Source organism: Streptomyces albipurpureus (genome assembly GCF_023701525.1).
Taxonomy (GTDB): domain Bacteria; phylum Actinomycetota; class Actinomycetes; order Streptomycetales; family Streptomycetaceae; genus Streptomyces; species Streptomyces albipurpureus.
Map to the genome: position 1 here is coordinate 63,294 of NZ_JAMQAW010000096.1, position 13,453 is coordinate 76,746.

Below are 13,453 nucleotides of genomic sequence, written 5' to 3' on the forward strand. Positions count from 1 at the left end.
GGGGCAGTTCCGCGCCCCACCGCCTCTCACTGGGGGACCGTACGGCCATGCTCAGGTATCTGCCTTTCCTGCTGGTCCTGGCGCTGTGGATCTACGCCTTCATCGACTGCCTGCACACTCCGGAGAAGGAGGTCAGGAACCTGCCGAAGGTGGCGTGGGTCATCATCGTGCTGCTCTTCGGACAGGTGCTGATCGGGCCCGTCGCATGGTTTGTCGCGGGCCGACCGCGGAAGGCGGCTGGATACGGCGGCGGCCGTCGCACCGAGTGGGTCGCTCCCGACGACAATCCGGAGTTTCTCCAGTCTTTGAAGAAGGACGAGACCGCGAAGAAAGACGAGTCCGCGAAGGACGAGAAGAAGTCCCTCAGGGACGAGAAGAAGGACAAGGACGACGAGGAGGCGTAGCCCTCGTCGCCCCAGCCCACCGGTTCTCGATCACATCGACGGCCGGACAACGCGAGAAAGCCCCCGGGATTCCGGGGGCTTTCTCGTTAGGTGACGGGTGGCTTCCGCGCCGTCGGGTTCTGTTCCGGTGCCAAAACTCAGATGCCCGCGTAGGAGTGCAGGCCGTCCACGAAGATATTGACGCCGTAGTAGTTGATCAGCCAGCAGGCGAAGGCGATCAGCGCCAGCACCGCCGCCTTGCGACCCTTCCATCCGGCCGTGGCGCGCGCGTGCAGATAGCAGGCGTACGCGACCCAGGTGATGAACGCCCAGACCTCCTTGGGGTCCCAACCCCAGTAGCGGCCCCAGGCGTCGCCTGCCCAGATGGCGCCCGCGATGATCGTGAAGGTCCACAGCGGGAAGACGGCCGCGTTGATGCGGTACGAGAACTTGTCCAGGGTGGCGGCGGACGGCAGCCGTTCCATCACCGAGGTCGCGAACGCGCTCGGCTTGCCGTCGGCTCCGACCTTCTTCTCGTAGGAGTCCTTGAACAGGTACAGCAGGGTGCCGACCGCGCCCAGATAGAACACCGCGCCACAGAAGATGGCGGTGGAGACATGGATGATCAGCCAGTACGAGTCGAGCGCCGGAGCCAGTTGGTCGCTGTCGGTGTAGAGCACCGTGGTGGCGATGCCCAGGTCGATCAGGACGGTTCCGACGAGCGGTAGGCCCAGCCAGCGGACGTTCTTCTTGGCGAGGAGGAAGACGAGGTACGCGCCGACCACCACCGTGGTGAAGGTGATGGAGAACTCGTACATATTGCTCCAGGGCACCCGGCGCACCGACATGGCGCGGGCGACCACACCACCGGCCTGGATCACCAACGCCAGCGCGGTCAGCGAGACCGCGATCCTGCCGTAGAGATCGCCCTTGACGGTGCCACCGGCCGCGCCGGGGCCATCCGGAACATTGCGCTCACCGGGGGCCGAGCGGGTGATGACCTTGGGCTTGTCCAGCACCGCGGTACCGCCGGCCTGCTTCACCTGGACCTTGACCGCCGCGGTCCTCGGGGTGGTCAGCGCGGCGGCCGTGCGGCCCACCTTGCTCCGGCTCCCGAAGATCCATTCGGTGATGTGGGCGAGGAACGCCAGCGTGTAGACGGCCATCGCGGAGTAGATCAGCACATTGCTGATCTCCGCGAGGTTCTCATTGGTAGCGGCGGCGAGAGTCACTTCTGCGCCCCTTCGGGAGAGACTTCGGATTCGTTCACGGGATCGCTCCCCGGTTCGGGCGCGGTCGGCGCCTTGGCATGGAGCGTCTCAGCCAAGTCGGCCAGCTCCTGTGGCAACTTCGGCGACTCGCTGCGGCCGAGTCCCGCCATCTCGACGACGGTCACCCCGTCGGCACCCCGTACGGCGCGCACCCAGACCCGACGGCGCTGGATGAAGAGCGAACCCGCCAGACCCGCGATCGCCGCGATGGCTCCGGTCAGCGCCCAGCCGTTGCCCGGCTGCTGCGAGATCTGGAAGCTGGCCCATTCCTTGACCCCGGGTTCGAAGGTGATCGAGCCGGCGCCGTCGGGGAGCATCATCGTCTCGCCCTCAAGGAGCCGGGCCTTGAGGGTGTCGCCCTTCTCGTCCTTGAACTTCTTCATCTTGCGGGATTCGAGCTGGTAGATGTTCTGCGGCAGACCGGCGTCCACTCCCAGATCACCGATGTATCCGTTCACCGCGAGCACCGGGAACTCCAACCCCGGGAACTGGGAGAACATGGTGCCCTTGCCCTCACCGCCGAACGTCGGCACGAAGAACGTCTCAAAGCCGAGCTGCTGCTTCTTGCCGTTCTTGTCGCGGTAGCCGTCCATGACCTTGACCACGCCGGTGGAGGTGATGTTGGCGTCGATGGGCAGCAACGGGACCGGGTCCCGGAAGACGATCTTGCCCTTGCCGTCCTTGACGGTCACGACCGGCGCATAGCCGTGCTCCAGCAGATAGACCTTCGTCCCGTCGATGACCAGCGGCTTGTTCACCTTGATCGTGGACTTGCGGTCCTTGCCACCGGGGGTGGACCAGGTCACATCCGCCTCGAACGTACGCGGGGTGCCGCGCTGCGGCCCGGTCTTCTCATAGGTGCCGGTGAACTTGTTGAGGACGAAGCTGAAGGGGACCAGCTCGTCCGCGTCATAGAGGGACCCGGAGCGGAAGTCGTCGTACTGGGTGAGCGTGTTGGAGAAGCCATCGCCCTCGACGATCAGCTTGCCGCCCTCGGACTTGAAGAGCTGCCCCCAGGCGAACGCGATCAGCATCACGATCAACGACACATGGAAGATCAGGTTCCCGGCCTCGCGCAGATAGCCCTTCTCGGCCGCGACCGCGTCTCCCACGGTGTGGGAACGGAACCGGCGCCCCTTCAGCAGCTTGAGCGCCACCTCCCGCACCTGCTCGGGCTCCGCCTCCGTACGCCAGGTCGCATAGGCGGGCATCCGGGTCAGCCGGCCGGGCGCGCCCGGTGGACGGCTGCGGAGCTGGCCGACGAACTGCCAGGAGCGCGGGACGATGCAGCCGATGAGCGAGACGAAGAGAAGGATGTAGATCGCGGAGAACCAGACCGAGCTGTAGACGTCGAAGAGCTGGAGCTTCTCGAAGATCGGGGTCAGGGTCTTGTTGTTCTGCTGCCAGGTCTGGACCTTGAGGTCATCGACGTTGTTCTGCGGGACCAGTGAACCCGGGATGGAAGCGAGCGAGAGCATCAGCAGCAGGATCAACGCGACCCGCATGGAGGTCAGCTGCCGCCAGAACCAGCGGGCCCAGCCGACGGCACCGAGCGTGGGCCCGGTGATCAGCTCTTCCTTGGGCGCGGTGTTCAGCTGGGCACCGGCCGCCTCATCGCGCCGCTGCTCGGCCTCGCCGGCCGTGCGCGCCGCGTCTGCCTCGCTGGTGCCGCCCTCGGTCGCGGCGTCGGTCTCAGTCTTGCTCATTGGAGTCAGATCCCCACCGTGAAGCCGTTGGACCAGGTCTGCATCTGCTGGACCATGAGGTCCCAGACGCCCGTCAGCAGCAGCACACCCGTCGCGATCATCATCACGCCACCGAGCCGCATCACCCAGACGTAGTGGCGCTTCACCCAGCCGAACGCCCCCAGCGCCTTGCGGAAGGCGATCGCGGCGAGCACGAAGGGCAGCCCCAGACCGAGGCAGTACGCAACGGTCAGTATGGCCCCGCGGCCCGCGCTCGCCTGCTCGGCGGCGAGAATCTGCACGGCGGCCAGGGTCGGACCGATGCAGGGGGTCCAGCCGACGCCGAAGAGCACACCCAGCAGGGGCGCACCGATCAGACCGGAGACCGGCTTCTTGTGGATGCGGAACTCACGCTGGCTCAGCCAGGGCATCGCCCCCATGAAGAAGGCGCCCATCAGCACCATCAGCACACCGAGGATCTTGGAGATGATCTCCTGCTGGCCCAGTAGCTCATTGCCGAAGTAGCCGAAGAGGGCGCCCCCGGAGACAAAGACAGCCGTGAAGCCGAGAACGAAGAGCGAGGCCCCCAGGATCATCCGGCCGCGCTTGGCCTCGGCGAGGTCGGCGCCGGTGACACCGGTCACATAGGAGAGGTAGCCGGGCACCAACGGCAGTACGCAGGGGGAGAAGAAGGAGACCAGGCCGCCGAGTACGGCGATAGGGAGGGCGAGGACCAGGGCGCCGCCGAACACCGTCTGGTTGACGTTCGAGGCGGCAAGCACCGCTTCGGTAGCTGCAATCTCCACGGGGTCACTTCTCCGCGAGTACGGGGGCGATCATCTTGCGGAGGTCCTTCTCCGAGAGCGCTGTGATCGCTCGTGCCGCGATCTTCCCATCACGGTCGAGGACGATCGTGGTGGGGATGGCCTGCGGCATCAGGGTGCCCTGGGGGAAGCCGTTGACGAGGAGTTTGCTGATCGGGTCGAACAGGCTCGGATACTCGACGCCGTAGTCCTTCTCAAAGGCGATCGCGGGGCCCTTGCTGCGGTCGCGGGTGTTGAGCCCGACGAACTCCACGCCCTGGGGCTTCAGCTCCTTGGAGACCTTGGCGAAGTGCTTCGCCTCGGCTCGACAAGGTGGACACCAGGAGCCCCAGACGTTCATCACCACGACCTTGCCCTTGAAGTCGGCGATGTCGAGTTGCTCGCCGGCCAGGGTCTCGCCGGCCAACTTGTTGGTCGCCTTCCGCTCGGCCTTGGCGACGGTGGCGATGCCTCCGGTGCCGGTGACAAAACCGGTGTCCCCACCCCCGCCGGACTTCCCGGTGTCCCCACTGCACGCAGACAGAACGAGCGTGCCGACCGCTGTGAGGGCGGTCAGCAGGACGGCACGCTGGGCACGGCTAGAGGTCATGTGAAAAGTTTCGCATGGCCTATCTTGCGATCTTCCGCGCCCCCCTTACTGCCCGTAAGACGCACAAAGAACCCTTGTCAAGCGGCCTTAAGGAAAGCGTTCCAGCCACCGGCGGGGGCCTGTCCCACATCGAGGTCACGAAGCTTGGCGAGCACCTGCGGGTCCTGGACATCGAGCCAGTCGCAGAACTGCCGGAAGGAGACCAGCTGCACGTCCTTCCTTCCCGCCATGGCCTTGACCGCGTCTTCCACGGCGTCCATATAGATGCCACCGTTCCACTGCTCGAAGTGATTGCCGATGAACAGCGGCGCGCGGTTGGACTCATAGGCGCGGCGGAAGCCGTTCAGATAGCAGCCCGTCGCCTGCTTCTTCCAGCGCGGATAGTTCTCGGGCGGGCCCTTGGTGGAGTTCTTGGACTGGTTGGCCATGATGTTGTAGTCCATCGAGAGCACCTCGAAGGAGTACCCGGGGAACGGGACCGCCTGGAGTGGCAGATCCCACAAACCCTCTCGCTTGGTCGGCCAGACCTGACGGCCACCCGGTGAACTGGCGTCATAGCGCCAACCGAGCTTCCTGGCCGTCGGGAAGAGCTTCTCCTGGCCGAGTAGACAGGGGGTGCGGGCGCCGACGAGTTCCTTGCCGTAGTCGAACGGCAGCGGGTCGAGATCGTCCCAGCCGCTGTGGGTACGCCACTTGGTGACGAAGGAAACAGCCTGCGCTATTTCGTTCTCCCAGTCGGCCGGGGTCCAGTTGCCGACCGACCCTGAGCCACCGCAGAAGTGCCCGTTGAAGTGGGTGCCTATCTCATGGCCGTCGAGCCAGGCCTGACGTATGTACTTCAGGGTCTTCTTGATGTTGTCGTCGGCGAGATAGCCGATGTCAGAGGCCCCGACGGCGTTGTTCGGCGGACGGTAGAGCGACTTCTTGGCCTCGGGGAGCAGATAGATCCCCGAGAGGAAGAACGTCATTCCCGCGTCGTACTCCTTGGCAAGGTCAAGAAAGCGCGGGAAGAGTCCATTACCGACCTCCCCGGCACCGTCCCAGGAGAAGATCACAAATTGCGGCGGGGCTTGCCCTGGTTCCAGCGGTACGGGAGCGGGCGGCTGATTCGGCTGCTTTCCGGTGTCGGATGTGGAGCCGTCGCCCATCAGTCGGCCCTGGTCCTTCGATGAATGGTCACCGTTCCCGACCTTCCCACCGCTGCCTTTTCCCCCACCGCCCCCACCGAGGCCAAGAGCACCACAGCCCGCTGTTCCCAGCACCGCGGCGGCGCCAAAACCGGCCCCGAGCAAACTCCTTCTACTGATGTCCCACATAGCGATCCCGTCCACACACTCTCCCGAGGGAGAGCCCCCCGATGAAATGGTCACCGGCCGAAACCGGCCACTGGTGGAGAGGACATAACGAAGGAGCCGGTTCCAGGAACCGGCTCCTCTATTTATGAAGGGGCGTCAGAAAGCGGACGACGGCCCCCGGGACTAACGGAGAGCTATGCACCAAACGCTTTCGACTTTCCTTTCACTGGTTTAGCGCCGGCGAGCAGATGCGGCGGTACGAGATCACGCGCGGGTTCCGAGTAGCCGACCGAGATAATGCGGTCGTCCTCATAGGTGAACGTGGTCAGGGATGCCAGCGTGCACTGACGACGGCGCGGGTCGTGCCACAGCCGCCGCCGTTCCACAAAGCTCCGGACAATCCAAATCGGCAGCTGATGGCTGACGAGGACCGCCTCATGTCCGCGGGCCGCGTCGCGCGCTTCGCCGAGAGCGCCCATCATCCGTACGACCTGCTCGATATACGGCTCTCCCCAGGACGGACGGAAGGGATTGGTCAGGTGCCGCCAGTTCGCGGGTCTGCGAAGCGCACCGTCCCCCACCCCGAAGGTCTTGCCCTCGAAGACGTTGCCGGCCTCGATGAGTCGGTCATCGCTGCCCAGGTCGAGCCCATGGCTCTTGGCCACGGGAGCAGCGGTCTCCTGAGCGCGTTCCAGCGGGGAGGCGACGACATAGGTGACATCGCGGTCGGCGAGGGCGTCGGCGACCCGATCGGCCATCTGCCGGCCGAGCGAGGAGAGGTGATAGCCCGCACGGCGGCCGTAGAGGACGCCGTCGGGGTTGTGCACCTCACCATGGCGCATCAGATGGACCACGGTGATCGTCTTGCCGCTCGGGCCGCGCTTGCCGCTGCGGCTCGGGCCGCTCGCATCGCCCGCGCTGCCCAGGCCGCCCGGCTTGTCGGTACCGCTCGTGCCGTCGGTACCGCTCGTGTGGTCAGCGCCGGTCATGCCACGGCCTCCGCGGCGGCCCGGGCTGCCGCGGGCAGGGCAGCGGCGATCCGCTCGATCGCCCGCTCGTCATGGGCCGTGGAGACAAACCAGGACTCAAAGGCGGACGGCGGTAGATAGACGCCGTCGGCCAGCATCGAGTGGAAGAAGGCATTGAAGCGGAACGCCTCCTGCCGCTTCGCGTCCTCGTAGGTGCGCACCTCGTCCGAGGTGAAGAAGACCGAGAACATGTTGCTCGCCGTCTGGAGTCGATGCGCCACGCCCTCCTTGGAGAGCGCGTTGGCGACCAGCCGCTGGATCTCTTCGGATACCGAGTCCACCGTGTCGTACGCGGCCTGGTCGAGCAGTCGCAGCTGGGCCAGGCCCGCGGCGGTCGCGATGGGGTTCCCGGAGAGGGTGCCCGCCTGGTAGACGGGGCCGGCCGGGGCCAGGTGCGCCATCACGTCCGCGCGCCCGCCGAACGCGGCGGCGGGGAAGCCGCCGCCCATGACCTTGCCGAAGGTCATCAGATCGGGCTCGACACCATCCACGCCGTACCAGCCCGCCCTACTGGTGCGGAAGCCGGTCATCACCTCATCGGAGATGTAGAGCGCGCCGTTCTCCTGGCAGAGATCCTTCAGACCCTGGTTGAAGCCGGGAAGCGGCGGGACCACTCCCATGTTGCCCGGGGAGGCCTCGGTGATCACACAGGCGATGTCTCCGGGGTGCGCGGCGAAGGCGGCCCGGACGGCGTCGAGGTCGTTGTACGGCAGAACGACGGTCTCGCCCGCCTGGGCGCCGGTGACACCGGGCGTGTCGGGCAGGCCGAAGGTCGCCACCCCGGAACCGGCAGCGGCCAGCAGCGCATCGACATGGCCGTGGTAGCAGCCGGCGAACTTCACGACCTTCGCCCGGCCGGTGAAACCACGGGCGAGGCGGATCGCGGACATCGTCGCCTCCGTACCGCTGGAGACCAGCCGCACCTGCTCGACGGGCCCGACCCGGGCGACGATCTCCTCGGCGAGCGTGACCTCGCCCTCACCGGGGGTGCCGAAGGAGGTTCCGCGGACCACGGCCGACTGCACGGCCTCGATGACGGCCGGATGGGCGTGGCCGAGGATCATCGGTCCCCACGAGCAGACGAGATCGACGTACTCCCGCCCATCCGCGTCGGTGAGATAGGGGCCGGAGCCGGACACCATGAACCGTGGCGTACCGCCCACGGCCCGGAAGGCCCGCACGGGAGAGTTGACGCCGCCGGGCGTCACCTGGGACGCACGGTCGAAGAGCGCCTGGGAAACTGGAGCTTCGTATGAATACGCCACTTTGGTCCTGATCTAACGATTCGGGGGCGGTGACCGAGGCGGATGATCTCGGCCACGGGTGAGCGGGGAGCGCGTTCTCCTCGTATTACGAAAGGGCGTCACCATCCCGGTATCTGCGAAACTGGGACGACACAGGGAAGGCTCACGGAATCCATGGTGTCAGAGGCCACGGTGTTCCTCACGGACAGGTGTTTCACCTGACGCCCGTGGGGGAGGTCACTGTCACGATGATCGGGTTGCGCGGCGGGGGCTGCGAGTGGTCGGGTGGAGATATGTATCGCGGTGGCGGACTGGGCGAGGGGACTGACGACCTCGGCCCTGACCCTGCCCGTCGGGGCAAGCACCGGCGGGGCGACGCGGGCGCGGATGCCGCGGCAGGCAGGAGCGGCCGAGTGGGGGTGACGTACAAGTACTTCGGCGCGCCCGACGGGGCTACGGCTGCCCGGGTGCCGATATCGATGCGCCCCGAGGAGCTCGGCGGCGATGAGCTCGGCATGGGCGGGCTGTTCACCAAGATCAAGCCGGAGACCATAGCGGCCATGGTCCTGATGGGCATCCAAGGCATGCCGCTGAACAAGGTTCCGCCGCTGGAGCTTGTGGTGCTGCACCCGGACTACGCCGTGGTGAAGCTCCCGATGACCGTGGTGGACCCGCTGCGTGACCTGGGCGAGGAATCGGTGGGCGCGGCCGCCTTCATCTGGTCGACGGTCCCGGACCGGGGCGGTCCGCGGGACGCGTTCAATGTGTACCGACTGCTCCATGAATGGCAGGATTTCAGCCATCGGCTCCATGAAGCCGGACACCAGCCGTACTGCCTGGTGTGGCCCTAGCAGCGAGCGTTCGACGGCTCGGCCCGGTGCGGTGATCGTGACCCGCGTCGGGTGCCCGCGGGGACCGGCCCCTCTTGAGGTCTCCTGCCCACCGGTTGACAGAACCCGCGACCGCTGCCGGTCAAGAGCAGGGCAACGCCCAGAGGTTGCCCCGCGATCCATCGCCAGGCAATCCGCCGCTCGGCCAAGTCGTCGGCCCACCGGTGACGATCCCCCCGTGCACCGCATCCTGACTGTCAGACCCGCCTTCTACCGTGAGGTCATGGACAACAAGGGTTCGGCAGTACACATCGAGGCCTGGTCGACCGGCGATCTCGACCTGCTCCGGGCGGCGAACGCGCCGGAGCTCATGGCGCACCTGGGCGGCCCCGAGTCGGAGGAGCAGCTGGTGGCGCGACATCGCCGCTATCTGGACCTGAGTACGGACACCAGCGGCAAGGGCCGGATGTACCGGATCGTGGCGACGGGCTCGGGGGAAACCCTGGGCAACGTGGGCTTCTGGGAGCAGCTCTGGCGGGGCGAGCCGGTGTATGAGGCGGGTTGGACGGTCCTACCGGGGTTCCAGGGCCGTGGCGTGGCCACAGCGGCGACGCTGGCCGTGGCGGACGCGGCCCGCGCCGTACGACGGCACCGCTATCTCCATGCCTTCCCCAGCGTGGCGAACGCCGCGTCGAACGGGGTGTGCAGAAGAGCGGGATTCACGGCGATGGGCGAGTGCGAGGTGGAGTACCCACCGGGCAATCCACTCCAGGTGAACGACTGGCGGCTGGATCTCCATCCAACGGACCACTCCGGCTGAGTTCATCCCACCGCGTACCACGGCTGAGATCCGGCTGAGGTCATCCCACCGATCACCCGCGCTGAGGTCCGGACATCCGGCTGAGGTCATCCCACCGACCGCCATGGCAGAAGTCCTCCAACGAACCATCACGGCTGCGGTCGACCCGCCCGCATCGACCAACCGCCCCCCACGGTCCCTGACCCCGACCACACCGGGAACGGGGATGTGCCCGGGTCCTTCCGGATGACATGCTGACCGATGTGAATCGACCGGAGATCCACCTCAGCGTCGCCCCTGAGCTGCGCCTCTTCATCCCATCGGAGCGGCGTCAAGGGCGTACGTCCCTGGTCACTGACGGCACGTCAACACTCGGTCATGTCATCGAGTCACTGGGCATTCCGCTCACCGAGGCGGGCCGGCTGCTCGTCGATGGCGCGCTGGCCTCCGTCTCTCATGTGCCGAAGACCGGCGAGAGCGTCGAGGTCCTGAGCGTCAGCCGTCCCCAGCAGGTGCCGGGCGCTCCGCTGCGTTTTCTGCTCGATGTCCATCTGGGCACGCTGGCACGGCGGTTGCGGCTGCTCGGCGTGGATGCCGCGTATGAGAACGAGGACATCGGCGACCCGGCGCTGGCGGCCCTCTCGGCCAAGGAGCGGCGGGTGCTGCTCTCACGGGACCGCGGGCTGCTGCGTCGACGCGAACTCTGGGCGGGTGCCTATGTCTACAGCGATCGGCCCGACGACCAACTGCGGGACGTACTGGGACGGTTCAGGCCCGCCCTCGCACCATGGACCCGCTGCACGGCCTGCAACGGCCAGTTGGCGGAGGCCGACAAGGCCACGGTCCAGGAGCAGTTGCGGCAGGGGACCCAGCGGGCATACGACGTCTTCGCCCAGTGCGCCGACTGCGGCCGGGCGTACTGGCGGGGCGCGCACCACGCCCGGCTGGTCGCGATTGTCGATGAAGCGGTACGGGAGTTCGGCGGGGATTCGCCGTAGACCGGCGTCGGGGACAGATCACTGCCGCCGGGTCGGCGCGGGGGTTGGCCCAGGCGCACCGGGGGCGGAGGCGGTCGGCGGCGCGATCTCTTCCGAGCAGGGTCGGAACACGGCCAGAGCGGGGTCAGGCCGGGGTTCAGAAGACGTAGAGGTCTCCAGTGGCCGGCACCAGGACCTCATGCTCATGGTTGGTGGGGTTGTGGTCGACCGCACCGCCGTTCCACTGGGTGGCGATGGTGACGACCATCTCCTCCGGGGTGCCCGTCGTGCTGAGCGTGAAGGCGTCCTGCTGCCCGTCAGCCCCGGCCCGCAGCGGCCCGGTGGCGCAGAGCATCTCCTGATCGGCCGCCCAGAGGCATCCGGGAGGCAGTTGCTGGGCAGCCGCCAGGGGCCCGGAGAAGCCGATTCGCACGGTGGAGTCGGCCACGTCCACCGGGCCATGGCTCTTGGATGCGAGAGAGACCCGTAGCTGCCCGTCCACCAGCGAGATGTGCCCGTGGTGCGCCACATCCGCTTCGGGAGCCGCGTCCCCGGCACCAGCCTGCGCGGCCCCTGTACCGATCACCATCACCCCCGCGGCGAGCACCGCGGAAACCGTGAGTACCACTTTGCGCTTTCCGGACATGAGGCAAAGATACCGTTTTGTTGGTTGATATTACTGATTGTCCGTTAGATCGGCGCGTCTTCGCCCCGCGCATGGCAGGCTGACGCCATGGTCGTCGCTCGCTCCATCGCCCTCTTCGCCGTGGCCGCGCTCTTCGAGATCGGTGGGGCGTGGCTCGTCTGGCAGGGGATCAGGGAGCACCGGGGCTGGGTCTGGATCGGGGCCGGAGTGATTGCGCTCGGCGCCTACGGGGTGGTGGCCACCCTCCAGCCGGACGGGGAGTTCGGACGCATCCTGGCGGCGTACGGCGGGGTGTTCGTGGCGGGGTCGATCGTCTGGGGGATGGTGGCGGACGGATACCGTCCGGACCGCTGGGACGTCCTGGGGGCGCTGATCTGCCTGGCCGGGATGGCCTTGATCATGTACGGCCCCCGAGGCCGCTGACCCGGCCCTCGCCGCATCGTCCGTCGGCAGGCCGGGCGGCCGCCTGCCGCCGACGGGGTGCGGTTGGCCTACCGCACCGCGGGACTCGCCGAGCCCGAGCGGATCGTCTGGGCGGACTCGCCCCACGCCCGCATCGCCCGCATCGCCCGCATCGCCCGCATCGCCCGCATCACTGGAATCACCGGCGTTCAGGGAGGAGAACCGCTCTTCGCCTCCCTCAGCGCCCGGCTTGGCCCTGGCCGAGGGGGTCCGATTGAACCCCCGGGACCGCGGACCCCGGGACCCCGGAGCCTGGGAGGCCTAGAGCCCGGCCCCCTGAGGCGCCTCCGCTCAGTACCGGTGCGACCCGCCTGGGGCGCGGACCCAGCTGCCGGGAAGCGATGGCGGCCGACCTCGTTCCCCCGCGGCGGCCCGGCGCACTACAAGGAGCCAACGGCGCAGCAGGCCCCCTCGGGGCCGTACCGGACCCCGCCTATTCTGGGGCCGGTCCGATCACTCGCGCGAGGAGCAGGCCATGACCACGCCCAGCACGCCTACCACGCCCGTCGCCGTCGTCACGGGCGCCAGCAGCGGTATCGGGGCCGCCACCGCGCGGCAACTCGCTCGGGCGGGGTATCGCGTCGTCCTCACCGCTCGCCGCAAGGACCGTATCGAGGCGCTGGCCGCCGAGCTGACCGCGAGCGGCGCACAGGCCACCGCGTACCCCCTCGACGTCACGGACAGGCCCGCCGTCGACGCGTTCGCGGCGGCCGTGGGTCGCTGCGACGTGCTGATCAACAACGCCGGTGGCGCGCTGGGAGCCGACTCCGTGGCGACCGGCGATCCGGCCGATTGGCGACGGATGTTCGAGGTCAATGTCATCGGCGCGCTCAACGCCACCCAGGCCCTTCTGCCCACCCTCACCGCCAGCGGGGACGGCACGGTCGTCGTGCTCACCTCCACCGCGGGCCACGGCACCTACGAGGGCGGTGCCGGCTATGTCGCGGCCAAGCACGGTGCCCATGTGCTCGCCGAGACCCTGCGGCTGGAGATCGTCGGCACACCGGTGCGGGTGATCGAGGTGGCGCCGGGGATGGTGAAGACCGAGGAGTTCGCCACGACCCGCTTCCATGGGGACACCACGAGGGCTGCGAAGGTGTACGAGGGCGTCGCGGAACCCCTCACCGCCGACGATGTGGCGGACACCATCACCTGGGCGGTCACCCGTCCATCGCACGTCAACATCGATCTGCTCGTGGTCCGGCCGCGCGCTCAGGCCTCCAACTCCAAGGTGCACCGCGAACGGTGACGCCGCGAGGTCCACCCGTACCGGGCGGCGCGCTGGAATCGACCGCAGGGCGGCGCGGGTCCCGCAGCTGGACCCGTGCCGCCGAACGGATCAGGAATCCGCCCCGCCCGGCCAGCGGGGGCCTCGTTCCCAGGAGGCATCCGCCGATCCCCGGGTGGACTCGACCCCGCC

General features: G+C 67.7%; 14 protein-coding genes. 6 read left to right on the plus strand and 8 right to left on the minus strand.

Annotated features, from left to right (window positions below):
• Nucleotides 1-47: 47 nt before the first annotated feature.
• The gene (locus tag NBG84_RS37985; protein WP_250924284.1) at nt 48-404 is read left to right on the plus strand and encodes a PLD nuclease N-terminal domain-containing protein; all 357 of its coding nucleotides are present in this window, start codon (nt 48-50) and stop codon (nt 402-404) included.
• A gap of 137 nt (nt 405-541) precedes the next feature.
• On the opposite strand, the gene ccsB is transcribed toward NBG84_RS37985, so the two are convergent.
• The 7 genes from ccsB to hemL form a co-directional block, all read right to left on the minus strand.
• A complete protein-coding gene (gene ccsB, locus NBG84_RS37990) occupies nt 542-1,615 on the minus strand; it encodes a c-type cytochrome biogenesis protein CcsB (protein WP_250924285.1) in 1,074 nt (357 codons plus the stop codon).
• On the minus strand, nt 1,612-3,360 hold the full coding sequence (resB, locus tag NBG84_RS37995) for a cytochrome c biogenesis protein ResB (RefSeq protein WP_250924286.1): 1,749 nt from the start codon (nt 3,358-3,360) through the stop codon (nt 1,612-1,614). The genes ccsB and resB overlap by 4 nt, the downstream gene beginning before the upstream one ends.
• Nucleotides 3,361-3,365: 5 nt before the next feature.
• The gene (locus tag NBG84_RS38000) at nt 3,366-4,139 is read right to left on the minus strand and encodes a cytochrome c biogenesis CcdA family protein (RefSeq protein ID WP_250924319.1); all 774 of its coding nucleotides are present in this window, start codon (nt 4,137-4,139) and stop codon (nt 3,366-3,368) included.
• A 10-nt stretch (nt 4,140-4,149) separates the two neighbouring features.
• Nucleotides 4,150-4,752, minus strand: coding sequence for a TlpA family protein disulfide reductase (locus NBG84_RS38005; protein WP_250924287.1), 603 nt, complete (start codon nt 4,750-4,752; stop codon nt 4,150-4,152).
• A gap of 77 nt (nt 4,753-4,829) precedes the next feature.
• Nucleotides 4,830-6,068, minus strand: a complete 1,239-nt coding sequence (locus NBG84_RS38010) for a polysaccharide deacetylase family protein (protein WP_250924320.1) — start codon at nt 6,066-6,068, stop codon at nt 4,830-4,832.
• Nucleotides 6,069-6,241: 173 nt separating this feature from the next.
• Complete coding sequence (locus tag NBG84_RS38015) at nt 6,242-6,889, minus strand: histidine phosphatase family protein (RefSeq protein ID WP_250924321.1); 648 nt, start codon at nt 6,887-6,889, stop codon at nt 6,242-6,244.
• 143 nt (nt 6,890-7,032) lie between these two features.
• Nucleotides 7,033-8,340 (minus strand): glutamate-1-semialdehyde 2,1-aminomutase, encoded by a 1,308-nt coding sequence (gene hemL, locus NBG84_RS38020; RefSeq protein WP_250924288.1) that lies wholly within the window; start codon nt 8,338-8,340, stop codon nt 7,033-7,035.
• A gap of 272 nt (nt 8,341-8,612) precedes the next feature.
• Here hemL and NBG84_RS38025 point away from each other — a divergent pair, with 272 nt between their 5' ends.
• From NBG84_RS38025 to NBG84_RS38035, 3 genes are all read left to right on the plus strand, one after another.
• The gene (locus NBG84_RS38025; RefSeq protein ID WP_250924322.1) at nt 8,613-9,170 is read left to right on the plus strand and encodes a hypothetical protein; all 558 of its coding nucleotides are present in this window, start codon (nt 8,613-8,615) and stop codon (nt 9,168-9,170) included.
• Nucleotides 9,171-9,432: 262 nt separating this feature from the next.
• Nucleotides 9,433-9,969, plus strand: coding sequence for a GNAT family N-acetyltransferase (locus NBG84_RS38030; RefSeq protein WP_250924289.1), 537 nt, complete (start codon nt 9,433-9,435; stop codon nt 9,967-9,969).
• 242 nt (nt 9,970-10,211) lie between these two features.
• Nucleotides 10,212-10,946, plus strand: a complete 735-nt coding sequence (locus NBG84_RS38035) for a Mut7-C ubiquitin/RNAse domain-containing protein (RefSeq protein ID WP_250924290.1) — start codon at nt 10,212-10,214, stop codon at nt 10,944-10,946.
• Between the two features lie 136 nt (nt 10,947-11,082).
• On the opposite strand, the gene NBG84_RS38040 is transcribed toward NBG84_RS38035, so the two are convergent.
• Nucleotides 11,083-11,571, minus strand: coding sequence for a hypothetical protein (locus NBG84_RS38040; protein WP_250924291.1), 489 nt, complete (start codon nt 11,569-11,571; stop codon nt 11,083-11,085).
• Nucleotides 11,572-11,658: 87 nt separating this feature from the next.
• Between NBG84_RS38040 and NBG84_RS38045 the strand changes: the two genes are divergently transcribed.
• On the plus strand, nt 11,659-11,994 hold the full coding sequence (locus NBG84_RS38045) for a YnfA family protein (RefSeq protein ID WP_250924292.1): 336 nt from the start codon (nt 11,659-11,661) through the stop codon (nt 11,992-11,994).
• 514 nt (nt 11,995-12,508) lie between these two features.
• The gene (locus NBG84_RS38050; protein ID WP_250924293.1) at nt 12,509-13,282 is read left to right on the plus strand and encodes an SDR family NAD(P)-dependent oxidoreductase; all 774 of its coding nucleotides are present in this window, start codon (nt 12,509-12,511) and stop codon (nt 13,280-13,282) included.
• Nucleotides 13,283-13,453 lie beyond the last annotated feature (171 nt).